Source organism: Flavobacterium lotistagni (assembly GCF_011392125.1).
Lineage (GTDB): Bacteria > Bacteroidota > Bacteroidia > Flavobacteriales > Flavobacteriaceae > Flavobacterium > Flavobacterium lotistagni.
Genome location: NZ_JAAJBU010000004.1, coordinates 142,388 through 161,613 on the forward strand (window position 1 = coordinate 142,388; position 19,226 = coordinate 161,613).

Annotated in this window: 16 protein-coding genes and 1 pseudogene; 11 read left to right on the forward strand and 6 right to left on the reverse strand. The window is 41.2% G+C overall.

The window, feature by feature from the left end:
- Positions 1-72 precede the first annotated feature (72 nt).
- Positions 73-2,139 (forward strand): LTA synthase family protein, encoded by a 2,067-nt coding sequence (locus G4D82_RS06660; protein WP_166335848.1) that lies wholly within the window; start codon positions 73-75, stop codon positions 2,137-2,139.
- Between the two features lies 1 nt (position 2,140).
- Here the strand turns inward: G4D82_RS06660 and G4D82_RS06665 are convergent, their stop codons facing one another.
- Positions 2,141-2,623: a hypothetical protein gene (locus G4D82_RS06665; protein WP_166335850.1), complete on the reverse strand. Its 483-nt coding sequence runs from the start codon at positions 2,621-2,623 to the stop codon at positions 2,141-2,143.
- Positions 2,624-2,661: 38 nt separating this feature from the next.
- Positions 2,662-3,099 (reverse strand): thioredoxin family protein, encoded by a 438-nt coding sequence (locus G4D82_RS06670; RefSeq protein ID WP_166335852.1) that lies wholly within the window; start codon positions 3,097-3,099, stop codon positions 2,662-2,664.
- An 80-nt stretch (positions 3,100-3,179) separates the two neighbouring features.
- On the opposite strand from G4D82_RS06670, the gene G4D82_RS06675 reads away from it, so the two are divergent.
- Entirely contained in the window at positions 3,180-3,818 is a 639-nt protein-coding gene (locus G4D82_RS06675; RefSeq protein ID WP_166335854.1) for a class I SAM-dependent methyltransferase, read from the forward strand.
- Here G4D82_RS06675 and G4D82_RS06680 read toward each other — a convergent pair.
- Positions 3,815-5,842 carry a hypothetical protein gene (locus G4D82_RS06680; protein ID WP_166335856.1) on the reverse strand — a complete coding sequence of 676 codons (2,028 nt, stop codon included), beginning with the start codon at positions 5,840-5,842 and terminating at the stop codon, positions 3,815-3,817. The genes G4D82_RS06675 and G4D82_RS06680 overlap by 4 nt on opposite strands.
- A 46-nt stretch (positions 5,843-5,888) precedes the next feature.
- Positions 5,889-6,635: a 3-oxoacyl-[acyl-carrier-protein] reductase gene (gene fabG, locus G4D82_RS06685; RefSeq protein ID WP_166335858.1), complete on the reverse strand. Its 747-nt coding sequence runs from the start codon at positions 6,633-6,635 to the stop codon at positions 5,889-5,891.
- Between the two features lie 238 nt (positions 6,636-6,873).
- On the opposite strand from fabG, the gene G4D82_RS06690 reads away from it, so the two are divergent.
- The 9 genes and pseudogenes from G4D82_RS06690 to G4D82_RS14565 all read left to right on the forward strand — a co-directional run bounded on the left by G4D82_RS06690 (position 6,874) and on the right by G4D82_RS14565 (position 15,138).
- The gene (locus G4D82_RS06690) at positions 6,874-7,419 is read left to right on the forward strand and encodes an RNA polymerase sigma factor (RefSeq protein WP_166335860.1); all 546 of its coding nucleotides are present in this window, start codon (positions 6,874-6,876) and stop codon (positions 7,417-7,419) included.
- Between the two features lie 23 nt (positions 7,420-7,442).
- Complete coding sequence (locus G4D82_RS06695) at positions 7,443-7,703, forward strand: hypothetical protein (protein ID WP_166335862.1); 261 nt, start codon at positions 7,443-7,445, stop codon at positions 7,701-7,703.
- Positions 7,704-7,705: 2 nt separating this feature from the next.
- On the forward strand, positions 7,706-8,161 hold the full coding sequence (locus tag G4D82_RS06700) for a hypothetical protein (RefSeq protein ID WP_166335864.1): 456 nt from the start codon (positions 7,706-7,708) through the stop codon (positions 8,159-8,161).
- Positions 8,154-8,843 (forward strand): MbnP family protein, encoded by a 690-nt coding sequence (locus G4D82_RS06705; protein WP_166335866.1) that lies wholly within the window; start codon positions 8,154-8,156, stop codon positions 8,841-8,843. Before G4D82_RS06700 ends, G4D82_RS06705 begins: the two co-directional genes overlap by 8 nt.
- Positions 8,840-9,859 carry a cytochrome-c peroxidase gene (locus G4D82_RS06710; protein ID WP_166335868.1) on the forward strand — a complete coding sequence of 340 codons (1,020 nt, stop codon included), beginning with the start codon at positions 8,840-8,842 and terminating at the stop codon, positions 9,857-9,859. Before G4D82_RS06705 ends, G4D82_RS06710 begins: the two co-directional genes overlap by 4 nt.
- A 66-nt stretch (positions 9,860-9,925) precedes the next feature.
- On the forward strand, positions 9,926-12,184 hold the full coding sequence (locus tag G4D82_RS06715) for a CotH kinase family protein (RefSeq protein WP_166335870.1): 2,259 nt from the start codon (positions 9,926-9,928) through the stop codon (positions 12,182-12,184).
- Positions 12,185-12,187: 3 nt separating this feature from the next.
- Positions 12,188-13,516: a YHYH protein gene (locus G4D82_RS06720; RefSeq protein ID WP_166335872.1), complete on the forward strand. Its 1,329-nt coding sequence runs from the start codon at positions 12,188-12,190 to the stop codon at positions 13,514-13,516.
- A gap of 41 nt (positions 13,517-13,557) precedes the next feature.
- Positions 13,558-14,703: pseudogene (locus G4D82_RS06725) on the forward strand (aryl-sulfate sulfotransferase); the annotation flags it as partial.
- 120 nt (positions 14,704-14,823) lie between these two features.
- A complete protein-coding gene (locus G4D82_RS14565) occupies positions 14,824-15,138 on the forward strand; it encodes a T9SS type A sorting domain-containing protein (RefSeq protein ID WP_394352286.1) in 315 nt (104 codons plus the stop codon).
- A 79-nt stretch (positions 15,139-15,217) separates the two neighbouring features.
- Here G4D82_RS14565 and G4D82_RS06730 read toward each other — a convergent pair whose 3' ends face one another.
- Both G4D82_RS06730 and gyrA read right to left on the reverse strand, forming a co-directional pair.
- Positions 15,218-16,501, reverse strand: coding sequence for a tetratricopeptide repeat protein (locus G4D82_RS06730; RefSeq protein ID WP_166335876.1), 1,284 nt, complete (start codon positions 16,499-16,501; stop codon positions 15,218-15,220).
- Between the two features lie 19 nt (positions 16,502-16,520).
- Positions 16,521-19,145 (reverse strand): DNA gyrase subunit A, encoded by a 2,625-nt coding sequence (gene gyrA / locus G4D82_RS06735; RefSeq protein WP_166335878.1) that lies wholly within the window; start codon positions 19,143-19,145, stop codon positions 16,521-16,523.
- Positions 19,146-19,226 lie beyond the last annotated feature (81 nt).

Genomic DNA, 19,226 nt, shown 5'->3' on the forward strand with positions numbered 1-19,226 from the left:
GTTTAAGGCAAGATTAATCGAATCTTAAAGTAGCTTCGCTGATGATGCCCGTAAATTTGCGAAAAAGTCTTCATGTTCCCCAAAAAAGCAGCCCCGTTTTACCTACTGGCCTCGTTGTTTGTCTTCGTTAATCTGGTTCTAAGAATAGTACTGATTTACCATCCGATTACCCAAAGCCATTTTTCGTTATTAGAGTTAATTGATATTATTTTTCGCGGACTGCTTTCCGACTTATTCATTTTTATTATTGTCGCGGCGATACTCGGGCTTTACTTACTGTTCATTTCCAATGACAAATACCAAAAGCCACAAGGCTATTTTTGGTTGGCGCTCATGATAATTTTGTGGTTGTACGTAGCTTCCGGCCTTAGCATTGTTGACGAATATGGAGGAAATTTACCAGAGTTGACCAGTTACTTCCTAGCATTAAAAGCCGGATTGTTTGCCATAATGCTGTTTTTGCCCAAACAACGAGCGAGCATCCGATTGTGGCTGTATACCATGGTTGTTTTTCTGTATGTTGTACTGATTATCTTCAATGCGGTTAGCGAATTTTTCTTCTGGAACGAGTTCGGTGTGCGTTATAATTTCATCGCAGTCGATTACTTGATTTACACGAATGAAGTCATCGGGAATATTGTCGAATCCTATCCGATAGTTCCGATTTTTAGCGTTATTTTTCTTGTCGCAGCGCTAGTTACTTATCTGATTGTTCGCCTAACCAAAAAAGAACTTGAGCATTTGCACAGTATCGTTTCAAAGCTGAAAATGGCCGCCGTTTTTATTGTTTTACTAGGCGTTTCACTATTGCTGCTTCCTATCATCTCAAATTCAGAAAAAAGCACCAACGTATTTGCGTCGGAATTGCGTACCAATGGTTTGTATAAGTTTTACGTCGCTTTCCAAAGCAATGAGCTCGATTATTTCAAATTTTACAAATCGATACCGGAGCTAGAGTTGAGCAGAGCGATGCAGCAACGAAACCTTTACTCACGGCAAGTCCAGAGTTCGGCACCGGAGCAACCTAAAAATATTGTTTTGATTACTGTAGAAAGCCTCAGCGCTGAGTTTATGGCACACTACGGAAATGAGCTGCAAATCACACCGTTCTTAGATAGTCTGGCACAAAAAAGTCTGTTTTTTACCAATGCCTACGCGACCGGAAACCGAACGGTCCGCGGGTTGGAAGCCGCAACGTTATGCTTGCCGCCAACTGCTGGCGAAAGTGTCATCAAACGCAAAGACAACAAGAACAAGTTTAGCACCGGTTACGTGCTCAAAAAAAAGGGTTATCAAGTTAAATTTCTGTATGGTGGAGATGCTTATTTCGATAACATGCAGGATTTTTACGCCGGAAACGGATATGAAGTAGTAGATAAAAAATCGTTTCGTTCAGATGAAATCAGCTTTTCGAACGTTTGGGGTGTTTGCGATGAAGACATGGCCAAAAAAGCGATAAAAATCATGAATGCCGAGGCCAAAACCGGCAAGCCATTTTTCAACCATTGGATGACTGTGAGTAACCATCGCCCATATACTTTCCCCGACGGAAAAATTCAAATTGACGACCCAACTTCGCGTCGCGGCGGTGTAAAATACACTGATTATGCACTCAGCCGTTTTTTTGAAATGGCTCAAAAACAACCTTGGTTCGAGCATACCGTTTTTGTGTTATTGCCCGATCATTGTGCTTCGAGTGCCGGAAAAGCCGAATTGCCGTTGGCCAACTACCGAATTCCAGTAATGATTTACAATAAAAACATCGCACCAAAACAATGCGACCAGATGATTTCACAAATCGATGTCATGCCAACACTTTTCTCCCTATTGCATTTCAGTTATCCAACTAAATTTTTCGGACAAGATGTTTTTGATCCGCAGTACCAACCGAGAGCATTTATTGCTACCTACGAAGACCTCGGGTTCATCAAAAACAACTTACTGACGGTTTTGGAGCCAAAAAAAGAAGTGCATCAATACCGGTTGCGTGCAGTGCCAAACGCTAAACTTACCAAGAACTTTCAGTTGCAATATGAAGAGCAACCCCTGCAAAAACTAAATCAGGTATTGGTCAAAGAGACCATTATTTACTATCAAGGCGCTTCTACCCTTTTAAAGCAACGCCGATACCAGCAGTAATTTAGTCGTGATCGTCTTCGGAACTGGGCTGGGCGATTGTAGCTGCTGCCCTGATTTCTGTGTGACGCACTTCACCGCCGGTAGTTCCGGTAGCTTTACCCAAGAAAATAGCAACCAATCCCAAAATCAAAGCAACAAAAGAAACCAATCGGGCTTTGCTGTGTTGTTTGATATTCAGAATCAATCCGGCTATTGAAACTGCGCCTAAAAGGTAGAGTGTCAAAGCGAGTTTTTCAGCCATTTCTTCATGCTCGTGAACGATTTCATGGCCTATGTTGGGCATATCTTCTACTAATTCCTCAGCGCCTTCACCGGTTGCCATCGAGGCCAAAGCAAATAAAGCTGCAATAATAAAAATAATATAAGCCGTGTTAATACTGGTTTTATTCTTTAAAACCAAACCGGCTATCAAAATTCCAAGGCCGAAAATGCTACCGATGATAGGAAAATGGTTCACTACTAAATGCCAATGTGCGTCGTTCATAATTATTTATTTTAATTGTTTACTAACCTGATAGGGATTTAAGAGCGCGTATTTCTCCTTAAGATCGACAAGAACTGCTCCGGGGTTTCGTTGTGATAAGTTCCGGTGGTGCCTGCGATTTTGGCTTCCTTATTTAAGACAACAACATGCGGAAAGAAGCCGTCTTTGTTGTATTTTTCTACCACTAAAAGATTCTTTTGTTGTTGTTCGGGGCTGATATTTTCGGCTTGGGAAGCGAAGTCAATCTTGACCAACACATAATTTTCCTGTGCATAAGCCAAGAACTCTGGCGATTGGAATACTTTCTTCTCCAACCTGAGGCACGAATCACAATGCTCCGGAACAGAGAAAAACAACAACACTTTTTTATTCTGTGCTGCGGCCTCGCGCAAACCTTTGCTTAAATCTGTTTGCCATTGCTGTGCGGAAGTCTGGAGCGCAACCAATAGCCCAAAAAGTAAAACCAGCCGTTTCATTTCAAATGATTTAAAATTGGTACTCAAATGTAGTATTATTTTTTGTTTAACTTCGGCGAGCAATCAGAAATTTTAAACCGATGGATCCGTACCGCGAAACCTTTCAAACTTGGAACAAAGTCGCTCAGCTTTATCAAGACAAGTTCATGAATTTGCCGCTTTACAACGAAAGCTTCGATCGGTTGTGCGAGGCTTTCACTAAAGAAAATCCGTCCATTTTGGAGTTAGGTTGTGGCCCAGGCAATATCACTAAATATTTGGTTTCAAAAAGAGCAGATTGCTCTATCGACGCTATTGATGTGGCACCGGAAATGATTCGATTGGCGAGGCAAAATGTTCCAAAGGCTAATTTTCAAGTGATGGATGTTCGGGAAATCAATCGTTTCGAAAAGAAGTATGATGCCATTGTTTGTGGTTTCTGCATTCCTTATTTGTCGGCCGATGCTTGGAGCAAATGCCTTTCCGATTGCGATAAGTTGTTGCTGGCTGGCGGATTGTTCTATGTGAGCTTTGTACCAGGAAATCCGAACGAATCAGGTTATCAAAAAAGCAGCAGCGGCGATCAGACTTATTTTTATTATTACGATTTAGAAGATGTTGTTCAAAAAATTAAAAATCAACATTTTAAAATTTTACATAAAATAAACGTAAAGTACTCCAGGAGCGAACAAAATACAGAAGAACACGCCATTATTATCGCCAGAAAAACAGAAGTTTAGAGCATTCCGTTGTACTTGCGCAGGAACCATTCGGCGGCCAAAGTAATCGCTACCAAAATCAAAAGCCAAACCCAATCAATTAAGGGCGTTTTCTTCACAATCGCTTTTTCAATGGCTTTATAATTGTCTTCGGCCAACAAGGTCTTAATTAAGTTGTCGGTTTGATTTGGCATAAAAACCTGACCTTTTGTTTGTGTGGCAAGTTGCTTGAGTTTATTCAAGTCAGGGTTTACAAATTGCTTCTCAATATCAAAATCCAGTATTTCAAAATAACCGTTATAAACCGTGTTCGTGTTGAGTTCTTTCACCGAGAAAGTGTACTGTCCGGCCGAAAGCCCGTCAAGATTTACCTTAAACGAATTAGTGCTTTTGAGCAAATCGTACTGCTTGACTTTCTTTGTATTTTTATTAATTACCGAAATCATCAATCGGGCTTTGTCGTCCAGTTCGTAATTCTTGTTGAAGAACTGTGCCGTAATTTCAATCGCTTCGCCCGAATTGTAGAAGCTTTCATGATTCACCACCAATGACTTTCTAGAATTGTTCGAGGCCAAATACTGAACAGTTTTGTCTATAAATACATCGAATTTTTCATAACTCTTAGTATCGATGTGGCTTTGCATGCGCCATTTCCAGAGATTCTCGCCCAACAAAAAAGCGCTTCGTTTGCCCTGATTTTCTGCAAAAGCAAGCAAAGGCATTCCGGTTTCAATATTTCTGATTCTAGAGGATAGCAGCACCGAGACATTGCCATTGGTGGCAACAGTTCCAAAAGCATGTTGCAAAGGCGGAAACTGAGCAAATCCAATATCGTCGAGCGCAAACAAATTAAACTGCGGATTGAACTCCGGCAGATAATCTTCACGTTGTCCGCTCATTTTAAAAACTAGATTTTGCTGCTGTTGGTTCAGAAGAGAAAAATCCGTGCTAACACCAGTGATGATAAAGGTGTTGGTTCCGGCTTGGGCGATGTTCTTAAAAAGTGAACCAAAGTTGCTCGAAGGCTGATAAAGCACAATTACATTATGGTCACTCAAATCTTTGACTTCGTTGAGTTTAAGAATGGTTACTTTTCGTTGGGCATTACTTTCGATTGAGCGTTTTAGCGCGCCGATGTCAGGATGATTGATTTCGGTAATGATCGCCACGTTGGTCTTCTGATCGATTACTTCTACCGCAAAATTCTTGGTGTTGTTGTAAGCATTTTTCTCCGTTTCAGAAGAAGTCACGCTGGCTTTGAAAATCTGCAATCCGGTCTGATTTGCCGGCAGCAGCACATTCACCACCGTTGATTTTTTTGAAGGCGAGAAACTAATGCTTTGCGTCGTTAAGGTCGAATTGTCCTGGGTAATTTTAAAATTGGCGTTTACAGTTTTGGTTCCGGCATAATTCAGGAAAACTTCTACCGGAAATTTGTTCTTGTGAAAGGCGTATTTATTGACGTTGAGTTGGCTGACTTTCAGATCAAGAAAAGTCGTGGTATCGCCCACAACCAAAGGAAAAACCTTGTTCTCCTGATTAAAACTAAATATGTAATCGTTGCCCGAAGTTTGGTTTCCGTCAGTAATCAAAACCGTTGGAAAAGCAGTATTCTTGTAGAGGCTTTTGAGGCTTTTGGCTACGGATTCAATATTGGTCTGTTTGCCTTTAAAATCGAATTCCGTGGCCGATTCAAATTCGCTGTCAAAACGATACGTCTGCACATCAAACTTGTCTTTCAAATCTGAGTTGGAAGCGAGCCTCTGGTGCAATTCCCGAACAGTTTCGGCTACTTTCAAATCGGTAATCGACGAAGAATTATCGACCACAATCGGGAGCGGTGTTTTTACCACTTGATAAGTTTTGTTAGACAATACCGGATTAATCAGCAACAGCAAAATCCCGAAAACCGTGATAAAACGCAACAAAGCCAAAATCCGGTGCGTTTTCGTGCGGACTTTGACCTTGTAAAAATATTGGTAGTAGGACAAACCGGCGGCCAGTACTAATGAAAGTAATATCAGTAAGATCGTGGTTGCTGTCATTAATTATTTTGAATGTTAAATGTTGAATGATGAGAAATCAACTTATTTAGGTCAACATTCCACCATCTACGTTCAAGACTTGGCCCGTTACGTAAGCACTCATGTCTGAAGCGAAAAACAAACAAGCATTCGCTACATCTTCAGTAGTTCCGCCGCGTTTGAGTGGAATAGAATCTCTCCAGCCTTGCACCACATCTTCGTTGAGTTTGGCCGTCATTTCGGTTTCGATAAAACCTGGAGCAATCGCGTTGCAACGGATATTTCTCGAACCCAATTCCAAAGCAACAGATTTCGTAAATCCGATGACTCCGGCCTTTGACGCAGCATAATTGGTTTGCCCGGCGTTGCCCTTCACTCCTACTACCGAACTCATGTTGATGATTGATCCGGCGCGGTTTTTCAGCATTGTTTTCTGAATGGCTTTGGTCATGTTGAACACCGATTTCAAATTCACTTCGATGACTTTATCGAAATCTTCTTCAGACATCCGCATCAACAGGTTGTCTTTGGTAATTCCGGCGTTGTTAATCAGTACGTCAACAGTTCCAAATTCTGCCAGAACCGCATCTACAAAAGCTTGTGCCTGATTGAAATCAGAAGCGTCTGATTGATAACCTTTGGCTTTGATCCCGGTGGCGTTCAATTGGTTTTCCAATGCTAAGGCAGATTCAGCAGACGAGCTGTAAGTGAACGCAATGTTGGCGCCATGTTGGGCAAATACTTCTGCAATTCCTTTCCCGATACCACGACTGGCTCCGGTAATGATGACTACTTTTCCTTCGAGTAATTTCATATTTTGATTCTTTGGTTTATGATTTTTAGAAGCTAATCCTGCTCTACGCTATAGTTTTGTTGGCTTAAACACTAAAGCTTTGAGAACAACTTGAGCCATGCCAACAAAAGCTGCCGCTGCGATCAGGGCTATTTTCGGACTGCCAAATATACTACTATTTGTGTTCTATAAAAACATTCGCCAAGCCAATTAGGTTTTTTAAACCGCAGCTATTTTGCAAAAAATGTTAATTTGCAGCATGATTCCGCACGAGCCAGATTTTCAACAGCTTTACAATCAGCACCATATCATGGTTTACAATTTGGCGTTGCATTATTTGCAGAACATCGAAGACGCTGAAGAAATCACCCAAGATGTTTTCGTTCAAGCCTACCATGCACTCGAAAGTTTCAAGGCGCAATCTTCGCTCAAAACTTGGCTGTATCGCATCACCATCAACAAATGTCTAGATTTTATCAAACACAAAAACAGCCAAAAGCGGTTCTTTATTTTCGGTCGCAAAAGCCAGAGCGAAACCGAATACCTGAACAGTTCCAACTTCGAACATCCGGGAATTCTGCTCGAAAACCAAGAGAAAGCAGCCCAACTTTACGCCGCCATCAACAAGCTTTCAGAAAATCAAAAAACTGCCTTTATCCTTTCAAAGATTGATGGTTTGTCGAACCCTGAAATTGCCGAAGTCATGCAGCTCAGCGTTTCCTCGGTAGAATCGCTGATTTTCAGGGCCAAAACCGCACTCAAAGAAAAATTATCGATCATGTTTGAAAACTATCGCAAGAAATAAAAATTAACGTCGTCTATAGGCTTATGGAAAAAGAAACCTGGATCAACCAAGTACTCGAAAGCACCAACGGAAAGCAAACCGCCATTCCCAATGCCCAATTGTTTGGTCAAATTTTAGAACGCCTTGAAGATAAAATCCCGATGCGTTGGGTTTGGGTGGCTGCTGCAAGTTTGCTGTTATTGGTAGCGCTCAACGTGAAACTGGTTTATTTCAAATCCAGTAAACAAAAATCGGCGACCGAAATCATGGCCAGCCAACTCTCGAAATCGAATCAACTTTACTGAAAATGAATAAGACCAAACTGCTCACATTTGCGGTGGTATTGCTACTGATTATCAATTTAGCGACACTGGCACTTACTTTAAAAAAAGGCCCAAGGCATCCTCACGGCGGGCCGAAAATGCGTATCATCGAGCAACTGCATTTTAACACCCAACAACAAGCGCAATACGAAAAACTGATCCGTTGGCACCGAAACCATATTGATGCACTCGATGTGAAAATTATACAAACCAAGAAGCTGCTTTACAGTCAATTACTCCAAAAGCAAGCCGACCTAAAAACCCGAGACAGTTTAATTAGTGCCATAGCCGAATACCAAATGCAAATTGAAGCAATTCATTTCAAGCATTTTCAAGACATTCAAAGCATTTGCGAGCCGGAGCAATTGCAGTATTATAACGAACTGACCGAAGAGTTGGCACAATTATTTTCTAAACCGCCAAGACCAAGACATGATTAAACGGTTTGTTTTTATCGGTTGCATTTGCTTTTTTACGCTGCAAATAATTCACGCGCAATCCCAAGATTCGTTGGCGCTCGACTTTCATTTTAAGTTCAACGAAACGCCGCTGGTTATTGGACAAGAATTCGTATCGAAGCAAAAGGATTCGCTAAAAATCAATACGTTTCGGTTTTATGTTTCAGACATTCAGCTTTTATTTGCAGACAACTCGACAGCCCAAATTAAAGAAAGCCATTTGGTAGATTTGGAAATGCCCGCTACCCAAAAAATTAGCTTGATTCCAAATTCAAAAAAAAGAGTCAAAGCTGTGGTTTTTTCTATTGGTGTGGATAGTCTTGCGAGTGTTTCAGGCGCTCTTTCCGGTGATCTCGACCCAACCAAAGGCATGTATTGGGCTTGGCAAAGCGGTTACATCAATATGAAAATTGAAGGCCAAAGCCCGAGTTGCAAAACCCGTAAAAACCAATTTCAGTTTCACATCGGCGGTTACTTAGAACCCAATAATGCCCTCAGAACTTTGACGTTCAACCCGAAGAAAAGCAACGTTATTGAGGTTTCGATAGACTTAGCTGCATTTTTCGACGAAGTTCCACTGGCCGAAGTCAACAGCGTCATGATTCCGGGAAAGCGAGGAATACAACTGGCAGATATCAGTACGAAAATGTTTTCAGTCGAATGAAAATGTTAGCCCGAAATATAGTTCTTGTTAGTTTTACGCTATTGATTTGCGCTGCATTCGCCTATAAAAAAACTACGCCGCTTTATTTAGAAGTTCCAAAAGATTGGCCCGAACCTGCATACGATTTTTCTAAAAATCCACTCACTGAAGAAGGTTTTCAGCTCGGAAGGCATTTGTTCTACGACCCAATTATATCTCGTGATAGCACGATTTCTTGCGCGAGTTGCCATATGCAAGCTACCGGTTTCACGCACGTTGATCATGAATTGAGCCACGGCATTGAAGGTAAAATCGGCACGCGGAATTCTTTGGCGTTAATCAATTTAGCTTGGACGAAAGATTTCCTTTGGGACGGCGGTGCGAACCATCTCGAAGTACAACCGTTAAATCCTATTACGAACCCGGTAGAAATGGACGAAACTTTAGAACACGTGGTCGCCAAACTTCAAAAAACCGAGAAATATCCGCGAATGTTCGAAGCTGCTTTCGGAACATCAAAAATCACCGGGCAACTGACTTTGAAAGCTTTGACGCAATTTATGTTGATGCTGAAATCATCCAATTCGAAGTATGATAAAGTGATGCGGCACCAGGAAAGTTTCAACCCAAGCGAGCAAAAAGGTTATGCTTTGTTCAGAAAAAATTGTGCGTCTTGTCATACTGAACCTTTATTTTCCAGCGGCAAATTTGAGAATAATGGCTTGGCTGTCGATGCCACCTTGAACGATTTCGGGCGAATGAAAATCACCAATCGGACAGAAGATTCGCTGCGGTTCAAAGTGCCTACCTTGCGCAACATTCAATTTACTTTTCCTTATATGCATGACGGCCGCTTCAAAACTTTGACCGAAGTAGTCAAACATTACAATTCGATTCAAAAAACGAAAGGTATTCCCAAAGAACTGAGTGAACCAATGCATTTGTCAGATAATGATCGAACCGATTTAGTGGCCTTTATGAAAACCTTGACAGATACCGAATTTTTGTACAATCCTAGATTTTCCTATCCGAAATAATTTTTCAAGCGCATGAATACCAAAAAACTATCGTCTATAACCGAACTATTAACCCAATTCCTTCTTATGAGAAAATGTTATTTAACGCTGTTGTTGGCCTTGATTGGTTGCAACGGATTTTCGCAATCACTTTACGACATCAATACCATCCAAGACATCCGGATTGTTTTTGCCCAAAGCAATTGGGATGCGCTTCTCGATGCCCAAGCTGCTTCAACAGAAGAATATATTCCGGCACAATCGGTTACCATCAACGGTACTGTTTTCAACAATGTCGGGGTAAAATACAAAGGCAATAGTACTTACAATGCTAACCGTGTCAAGAATCCATTCCATATCGAACTCGATACCTATCAAGATCAAGATTATCAGGGTTATACCGATATCAAACTCAGCAACGTTTATTTCGACCCTACTTTTTTGCGTGAGCCGCTTTCCTACTCAATTTTGCGCCAATATATGCATGCGCCACTGAGCAATTATGCCAATGTATATGTCAATGGAACTCTGATAGGTTTGTATGTAAGTTCGGAATCCATTTCTAAAAAGTTTGTAGACGAACATTTCTATTCGAACAATAATGCTTTTTTTAAGTGCAATCCGATTGGCGGTGCCGGGCCTGGCAGTTCTTCATATCCAAACCTTGCTTATTTGGGAACCAATTCGACGAGTTATCAAGCAGCTTATGAGATGAATTCAGATGCCGGATGGGAAGATTTGATTGCCTTGACCAATACGCTTGCCAACGACATTAGCAATATCGAATCGATACTTGATGTAGACCGTGCACTGTGGATGCTAGCTTTTGATAATGTTTTGGTGAACCTTGACAGTTATATAGGAACTTTTAAACAGAATTACTATTTATATAAAGATGACAACGGCCGATTCAATGCCATTGTTTGGGATTTGAATATGTCGTTCGGCGTTTTTACTCAAACCGGAACCATTGCATTAAACACTACTACTGCCAAAAAGCAAATGACACACTTGCTGCATTCTGGTGATGCCGCTTGGCCGCTAATGCAAAAATTGATGGCAGTTCCGAAATATAAAAGAATGTACTTGGCGCATATTCGTACCATTTTGGAAGAAAATTTTGCCAACAACAGTTATTTGACCACTGCACAATCCTATCAAAACGTGATTGATGCTGCAGTTCAGGCCGATCCGAACAAACAATATACTTATGCTCAGTTCCAGAGTAATTTAACTACCGATATGACTGGCGGAATGAATGCTGCGCCCGGAATCACTAACCTAATGAGCGGTAGAACCACTTATTTATTGTCACAAACTGACTTTACTAATACGCGACCGACGATTTCTACAGTAGCTCCGGCGGTAGAAAATCCGTTGATTAATAACGATGTTTTCATAACAGCAAATGTTACGGATGCCAACAGCAATGGTGTGTTTTTGGGCTATCGTTCAGACAAAAGGCTTCCGTTTACCAAAATTCAAATGTATGACGATGGTTTGCACGGTGATGGTGCAGCCGGAGATTTGATTTTTGGAGTAGCAATGAACGTATCGAACGCTTTCATGCAATATTACATTTATGCTGAGAACAACAACGTGGGAAGATTCTCACCCGAACGTGCCGAGCATGAATTCTATACTTTGTATGCCAGTTATCCGACGATTAATCCGGGCGATTTGGTAGTCAATGAAATCATGGCGCAAAACACCGAAACCGTTACCGATCAAGATGGTGAGTATGAAGACTGGATCGAACTCTACAACAATACAGATACTACGTTGAGTCTTGATAATTTATTCATGACCGACACTAACACGAACTTGGTGAAATGGCAATTTCCTGCTGGTTTAACTATTGAACCGCATGGTTATTTAACCCTTTGGGCTGATGAAGATGGAACACAAGCCGGAATTCATGCGAATTTTAAATTATCTGCTTCGGGCGAAAGCGTGATTCTGTCTTATGCTAACGGAACCATCATTGAAACCGTTGATTTTGGCGCACAAACTGCCAATATGGGTTATGCCAGAGTTCCCAACGGCACTGGAAGTTTTGTGATTCAATCGCCTACGTTCAATGTCAATAACGAATTGCTATCGGTATCTTCGGCTGAATTCAAGAAAAACTTATCGGTATTTCCCAATCCGACCAACGGAAGTTTAAATCTGCAGAACAAGTATCCCATCGAAAAATTGGAACTATACAATTTACAAGGGCAGTTGCTTTTTACCAACGAATATTCTGGCCAAAACCAAATCGCACTCGACTTGAGCTCGTACTCAAAAGGAGTTTATATGCTTGTAGTCAACAAAAACAACACTTTGAAAATCGTAAAAAATTAAACTATGAAAAAGCTTTCTCTAATTCTCGCACTCGGAATCGGTTCAGTGGTTGTGGCTCAAACTAATCCGGCAATTACCAAATGGTTGCAAAACACCACCGGAATCACAGGTCGTCATTACGTGGCTGGTAACCCTACTCCTATTATCGACGCAGTTCAAGCTAATGTGCAATCGGTGAAGTACAATAGCACGCATGCTTATGTTTCGGCTACGGGAATTCCGGCTTATATCACCGGGCCATTTCAAGATGGAAATCCTTCACTGGCTACAGCGCAGAATAAGATTTTCAAAGTATCATTGACTCCGACGCAGAATACTGGCACGCCAACAGCAACTACAGGAGGCAATATCGGTATTTTTATCAACGGTGTGGCTTTGTTCGATTATCGCGATGGTGTGGCCTGGAACAATAATACCAATGCGTTGTGCGGCGGTCCGGGAAATCCGCCATGTCCGGGCGGTCCGGGTTCGTCCCAAGCTTGGAATCGCGATGCTGTTTTGGCAGAAAAAGCCGGTTTTGATTGTGCTAAAGCGCATCCAGCAATGGGCAATTACCACCACCATCAAAACCCCAGCGCTTTCAGTTTAGATTTGAATGTGATTTCTAATGTATGCGACACATATCCTTCCGATGGTTTGTATGTAATTAATCCGAGCGTACATTCGCCTTTATTGGGTTTTGCTTATGACGGTTTTCCGATATACGGAGCCTATGCTTACACCAATACCGATGGAACCGGAGCCATTACCAGAATGAAATCGAGTTATCAGCTCAAAAGTCAAACTACTAGAGCCAACGGTCCGGCGGTTAATGCTACTTATTTCAACGGCTATTTCAGAGAAGATTACGAGTATGTTGCGCATCCTGGTGATCCGACTTATTTGGATATGCATAACGGCCGTTTTTGTATTACTCCGGAATATCCGGAAGGAATTTACTGCTATTTTGCTACGGTTGATGTCAATCATAATTCGGCTTATCCTTATGTGGTTGGGCCTACTTTCTATGGCAATGTAACGACCACTACGGTTACCACAATTCCGGCCGGAACTACTACTTATGATTCGACTTTAGCGGCTTCAAATTTTGATATTGATGCTGCAAAGATTATTGTTGCGCCAAACCCAGCGACTGATTTTGTGGCGGTGCAAATGCCGATGACTGCTCAAGATTTAACCGTGGATTTAGTCGATATCACCGGAAAAATTGTGCAGTCCAAGACCATTGCTCAGGGCAGTACGTTGTGTGTTTTTGAGACCGATACCGTTTATAACGGAATTTACTTCATTCGAATCAACAACAAATCGTTTAAGGTCATCATCGATAAATAATGAAAAAAATAACCGCTATTGCTTTTCTCTGTGCACTGTCGATGCAATCCCAGACGGTTGGTTTACTGACGCATGAAACCGGCACGCTTGACGATGGCTATGTGCTTTTCGCTCCGAATACGTCTAATACGACATACCTGATTGACAAATGCGGTCGACTGGTCAAATCTTGGAATAGCAGTTATAAACCCGGACAAGCGGTTTATTTATTGGAAGATGGCCATTTACTCAGAACCGGAAATGCCAATAACAATACCTTTAATGCCGGCGGAAAAGGCGGTATTATTGAAAAAATAGATTGGAACGGAAATGTCATCTGGAGCTATTCTATTTCAGACACTAACCAATGCCAGCACCACGATGCAAAAGCATTGCCCAACGGAAACATTTTAGTCATTTCTTGGGAAAAAATTACCAACACCAGCGCCATTGCTTTAGGACGAAATCCGGCGCTGGTTCCGAGCGTTTTATGGAGTGAAAAAATTATTGAAATCCAGCCGGTTGGCAGTAATTCGGCCAATATTGTTTGGGAATGGCATCTTACCGATCACTTGGTGCAGGATTTTGATGCGAGCAAACCCAATTACAATTCGGTGGCTTCCAATCCTCAGTTGTTGAATATTAATTATGGTGCAAGTGCCACGAATTCAGATTGGATTCATTTAAATTCGATCGACTACAATCCGGAACTAGACCAGATATTGTTGAGCAGTCATAACTTAGATGAAATCTGGATTATCGATCACAGTACGACGACGGTTCAAGCGGCAACTCATAATGGAGGAAATTCAGGAAAAGGCGGTGATTTTTTGTATCGTTGGGGCAATCCGGCTACTTATAACCAAACCGAACCTGCCCAGTTTTTTGGTCAGCACAATGCGCAATGGATAAAAAGTGGGCTTCCATTTGAAAATCAGATTATGGTTTTTAATAACGGTTTAGCGCGGCCCGGAGGCAACTATTCTACGGTCGAAATTATTGATCCGCCAGTTAATGGGTACCAATATGATAGTACGATTCCTTATTTGCCTTCAGCCCCAACTTGGACTTACAATCAGGGCAATCCGAATGATTATTATGCGATGAATATTTCGGGCACTCAAATGCTCGCCAACGGAAATGTACTTTTGTGCAATGGACCAGCCGGAATTTTTACTGAAGTCGACCCGATGGGAAACTTGTTGTGGAAATACGTTAATCCGGTGAATGTTTCTGGTGTAATTTTACAAAACAATACGCCGACTCAGAATTCTGTTTTTCGCTGTAGTTTTTATCCGAGTAATTTTGCCGGTTTTGCCGAGCATCAAATGAATTCAGGTGCTATTCTGGAGAATCAAAATACCGTTTCAGATTTGTGTAATCTTACTTTAACTAGTAATGCCTTTTCGGTAAACGATTATCGCATTTATCCGAATCCGGCTGCTGATTTTGTAGTGCTTCAAATGCCCACAACTCATGAAGATTTTAAAGTAGATTTGATAGATATCACCGGAAAAATCATTCAATCTAAAGTCATGACACAAGGCACAACGATTGGTTTGGTTGAAACCGATGGCGTGCGTAACGGAATGTATTTTATCAGAATTAACGATAAAACTTTTAAAGTAATCGTCAATAAATAATTGCAGTTAATTAACGCTATAAAAAAAGCCTGTCTAAAATCTATCAGACAGGCTTTTTATTTTGAAATGAATGAAGAAATTATTTGCCCATTTTGGCTTTGAGCGCTTTTTTCTTGTCGGTCATTTCCAAGGCACCATAAACATTTAATAATGTAGTTCCAACCTCTTCATTTTTAGGGTCAAGTTCATAAGCTTTCTCTAAGTATGGCAAAGCGGAATTGAACATATCGCTTCGTTGTTTTTTAAGCACTTCGTAACGCTTGTTGTCTTTCTCTGAATTTCCGAGTTTGTTCATCTCGTCGATGATTTTTTTGTCGGCATCTAGTTTCAGAATCGCTAAATTTAAATAAGCATTGGTATAATCTGGCTTGATTTCGATGGCTCTTTTGTAATATTTTTCTGCTTCTACCGCATCTGTTTTTGAAGCAATTACACCCAAATTATAAACTAAATCTGCATCGTTCGGGCTTTTCGCTAATACTTCAGTAACTAACTTTTTGTAGGTTGCGAAATCGTTCAATTCCAAATAAACATTTGCTTCGGTTAAAGCAATAGATGTGTCGTCTGGATTGGCTTCTCTTGCTTCGGCTAAAGCTTTTTTAGCTTGTTCGGTTTTACCTTGTTGAACTAAAATCAAGGCTACGTTTTTATAGATTTCCCCTCTTTTCGAAGGCACTTTCTCATCTCTCGGATTGGTGTACAGTTTCAAACGCACCTTAGTGTCGCGGTCTGTTTTTGCCGCTGCGTTAGATCCAAAGAATTCTTCTTGGTCATTTACGGCATTTTTTGCATAGTAACTGGTGCCTTCGCCCGAATAGTTCAACTTTTTCAATTCGTCATACCACGTTAAAGCCTGATCAAAGTCTTGTGCATTGACCGCATAATTGGCAGCGTAATACAACTTTTCGACATCAGTTTTGTCTACTTCATAAGCTTGGTACAATAAACCAGAAGCCTCTTTGTAGTTTTTCGCATTACCGGCGTCTACAGCAGCGTTGATAAGTTTGTTTTTCATGTCTGTTAAAGCTGTTTTAGCATCATCAGAATACTTTGACTTACCAGATTTTTTTTCTACGCTTAATACTTCCTGATAAGCTTTGGCAGCCTCAGGAAAGTTTTTTCCCGCATCCATTTTTTTGTTGGCCAAATCCGCATGTGCATTTCCTTTAACAAAATAATACTGGGCTTTTTCTGCGTCTGAAGCAGATCCAATGGTAGATTCAGCTTGTTTTAAAGTAGCTACAGCTTCGGCTGAATTTCCATTTTTTAGTGATTTCTCAGCGGCTTTGATTTGGTCTTTTTGAGCAAAATTGCTTACCGAAACCAATAAGGCTGATGCGAGTAATACATATTTACTTTTCATTGAAATTATTTTAAATTATTTATTCGTCGTTGTCTTCGTCTGAATCGTCTGCATCGTCTTCATCATCAATGATTCCATCATCGTCGTCCTCATCATCATCTTCGGCACCATCGTCTTCCAACACTTCCAAGACCGGTTTTACCCTTTCAATGGTTTCTGCAGGAATGATTTCACCGTCTTCGCCAATGATTGGTTCTTCTTCGGCTTCATCTTTCATGACTTTGGCCACTGCAGCAATCGAATCATTACCTTTAATGTTGATTAGTTTCACTCCTTGAGTAGCGCGACCCATCACACGTAAATCTTCTACCGCCATGCGAATGGTTAAACCTGATTTGTTGATAATCATCAAATCATCATTGTCAGTTACTACATTAATGGCAATCAATTTTCCAGTTTTCTCAGTAATGTTAAGGGTTTTGACACCTTTACCACCACGATTAGTGATTCTATAATCGTCTAGACTTGAACGTTTTCCGTAACCATTTTCGGCTACCACAAGAATTTCGCTGTTCATGTCGTTCACGGTTACCATTCCGATGACTTCGTCAGACTCGTCTTTTAAGGTAATTCCGCGTACTCCGGAAGCGGTTCTTCCCATCGGACGGGTTTTGGTTTCTTCAAAACGAACCAGTTTACCTGATTTAACGGCCATAATAATTTGGCTTTGACCGTTGGTTAATTGTGCGCCCAATAGTTCGTCTCCTTCACGGATGGTAATAGCAGCAACACCATTCACGCGCGGTTTAGAATATTTCTCAAGCGAAGTTTTCTTGACTTGCCCTTTCTTGGTTACCATGACCAAGTTGTGGGTTTTGATATAGTCTTGGTCTTTCAAATCTTGGGTGCATATGAAAGCCTTCACTTTGTCGTCGCTCTCGATATTGATTAAGTTCTGTAACGCTCTACCCTTAGCGGTTTTACTGCCTTCCGGGATTTCGTAAACGCGCATCCAGAAACATTTTCCTTTCTGGGTGAAGAACATCATATATTGGTGGTTTGTCGCCACAAACATGTGCTCTAGGAAATCTTGGTCACGGGTTCCGGCACTTTTTTGGCCTACGCCTCCGCGGTTTTGGGTTTTGTATTCGGTGAGATTTGTTCTCTTAATATAACCAGCGTGCGATACTGTAATCACCACATTCTCATCGGCAATCAAATCTTCGATACTCACATCGCCGCCTGAATATTCAATTGACGAACGACGATCATCTCCATATTTGTCTCGGATTTCGATTAGTTCGGTTTTGATAAGTTCCATTCTGAGTTCTTTGCTGGCCAATAAGGCTTTCAACTCTTCGATTAACTTCATGATATCTTCGTATTCAGCCCTGAGTTTATCTTGCTCTAAACCAGTTAACTGACGTAAACGCATTTCAACAATCGCTCTAGATTGAATATCTGAAAGCTTGAAACGTTCCATCAATTTTTCCCGGGCTTCATCGGTGTTTTTAGAGCCACGAATGATAGCAATTACTTCATCGATATTATCTGAAGCGATAATCAATCCTTCCAGAATGTGTGCTCTTTCTTCCGCTTTTCTGAGATCGAATTGCGTTCTGCGAACCACCACATCATGGCGGTGCTCCACAAAATAATGAATCAAATCTTTGAGGTTCAACAACTGCGGACGGCCGTTGACCAAAGCAATATTGTTGACACTAAATGAAGATTGTAATTGTGTATATTTATAAAGGGTGTTGAGGACAACATTTGGCACAGCATCACGCTTAAGAATGTAAACGATTCGCATTCCGTTTCGGTCAGATTCATCGCGGATGTTGGCGATACCGTCGATTTTTTTCTCGTTAACCAAATCAGCGGTTTTTTTGATCATTTCCGCCTTATTCACTTGGTACGGAATTTCGCTCACCACAATCGATTCACGACCTTCTACTTCTTCGAAATTTACTTTGGCCCGCATGACAATTCTGCCTCGTCCGGTTTTGAAGGCTTCTTTGACGCCTTCGTATCCGTAAATTACACCGCCTGTTGGAAAATCCGGCGCTTTAATGTGATTGATGAGTTCGTCGACTTCGATATCATTATTATCGATATAAGCCAAAGTTCCATTGACCACTTCTGTTAAGTTGTGCGGAGCCATGTTGGTCGCCATCCCGACAGCGATTCCGGAAGCTCCGTTGATGAGCAAGTTCGGGATACGCGTAGGCATTACTTTTGGCTCATATAAAGTATCGTCAAAGTTCAGTTGGAAATCGACCGTTTCTTTGTCAATATCTGCCATAATGTCTTCCGACATTTTCTTCATTCTAGCCTCAGTATAACGCATTGCTGCAGGGCTATCTCCGTCAACAGAACCAAAGTTACCTTGACCGTCAATTAACAAATAACGCAAACTCCATTCTTGCGCCATACGGACCATCGCATCATATACGGAAGTATCTCCGTGTGGGTGGTATTTTCCTAGTACTTCACCGACGATTCTCGCCGATTTTTTGTGGGCCCTGTTTGAAAAAACCCCTAAATCATACATACCGTAAAGCACTCTTCGATGCACAGGTTTTAAGCCGTCTCTAACATCGGGAAGCGCTCTAGATACAATAACCGACATCGAATAATCGATGTAAGCTGATTTCATTTCATCTTCGATGTTGATAGGGATTAACTTTTCTCCGTCAGACATATTTGTTGGTTTAAATTATATGGTTAAAAAAATCCCGCTAATATAACCTTTCTCGACTATTTCTCGTATACAAAACAACTA

Bases quoted from the DNA above. Each gene is read 5' to 3' on its own strand.
- G4D82_RS06660 (WP_166335848.1), top strand. From the start codon at position 73: ATGTTCCCCAAAAAAGCAGCCCCGTTTTACCTACTGGCCTCGTTGTTT.
- G4D82_RS06665 (WP_166335850.1), bottom strand. From the start codon at position 2,623: ATGAACGACGCACATTGGCATTTAGTAGTGAACCATTTTCCTATCATC.
- G4D82_RS06670 (WP_166335852.1), bottom strand. From the start codon at position 3,099: ATGAAACGGCTGGTTTTACTTTTTGGGCTATTGGTTGCGCTCCAGACT.
- G4D82_RS06675 (WP_166335854.1), top strand. From the start codon at position 3,180: ATGGATCCGTACCGCGAAACCTTTCAAACTTGGAACAAAGTCGCTCAG.
- G4D82_RS06680 (WP_166335856.1), bottom strand. From the start codon at position 5,842: ATGACAGCAACCACGATCTTACTGATATTACTTTCATTAGTACTGGCC.
- fabG (WP_166335858.1), bottom strand. From the start codon at position 6,635: ATGAAATTACTCGAAGGAAAAGTAGTCATCATTACCGGAGCCAGTCGT.
- G4D82_RS06690 (WP_166335860.1), top strand. From the start codon at position 6,874: ATGATTCCGCACGAGCCAGATTTTCAACAGCTTTACAATCAGCACCAT.
- G4D82_RS06695 (WP_166335862.1), top strand. From the start codon at position 7,443: ATGGAAAAAGAAACCTGGATCAACCAAGTACTCGAAAGCACCAACGGA.
- G4D82_RS06700 (WP_166335864.1), top strand. From the start codon at position 7,706: ATGAATAAGACCAAACTGCTCACATTTGCGGTGGTATTGCTACTGATT.
- G4D82_RS06705 (WP_166335866.1), top strand. From the start codon at position 8,154: ATGATTAAACGGTTTGTTTTTATCGGTTGCATTTGCTTTTTTACGCTG.
- G4D82_RS06710 (WP_166335868.1), top strand. From the start codon at position 8,840: ATGAAAATGTTAGCCCGAAATATAGTTCTTGTTAGTTTTACGCTATTG.
- G4D82_RS06715 (WP_166335870.1), top strand. From the start codon at position 9,926: ATGAGAAAATGTTATTTAACGCTGTTGTTGGCCTTGATTGGTTGCAAC.
- G4D82_RS06720 (WP_166335872.1), top strand. From the start codon at position 12,188: ATGAAAAAGCTTTCTCTAATTCTCGCACTCGGAATCGGTTCAGTGGTT.
- G4D82_RS14565 (WP_394352286.1), top strand. From the start codon at position 14,824: ATGAATTCAGGTGCTATTCTGGAGAATCAAAATACCGTTTCAGATTTG.
- G4D82_RS06730 (WP_166335876.1), bottom strand. From the start codon at position 16,501: ATGAAAAGTAAATATGTATTACTCGCATCAGCCTTATTGGTTTCGGTA.
- gyrA (WP_166335878.1), bottom strand. From the start codon at position 19,145: ATGTCTGACGGAGAAAAGTTAATCCCTATCAACATCGAAGATGAAATG.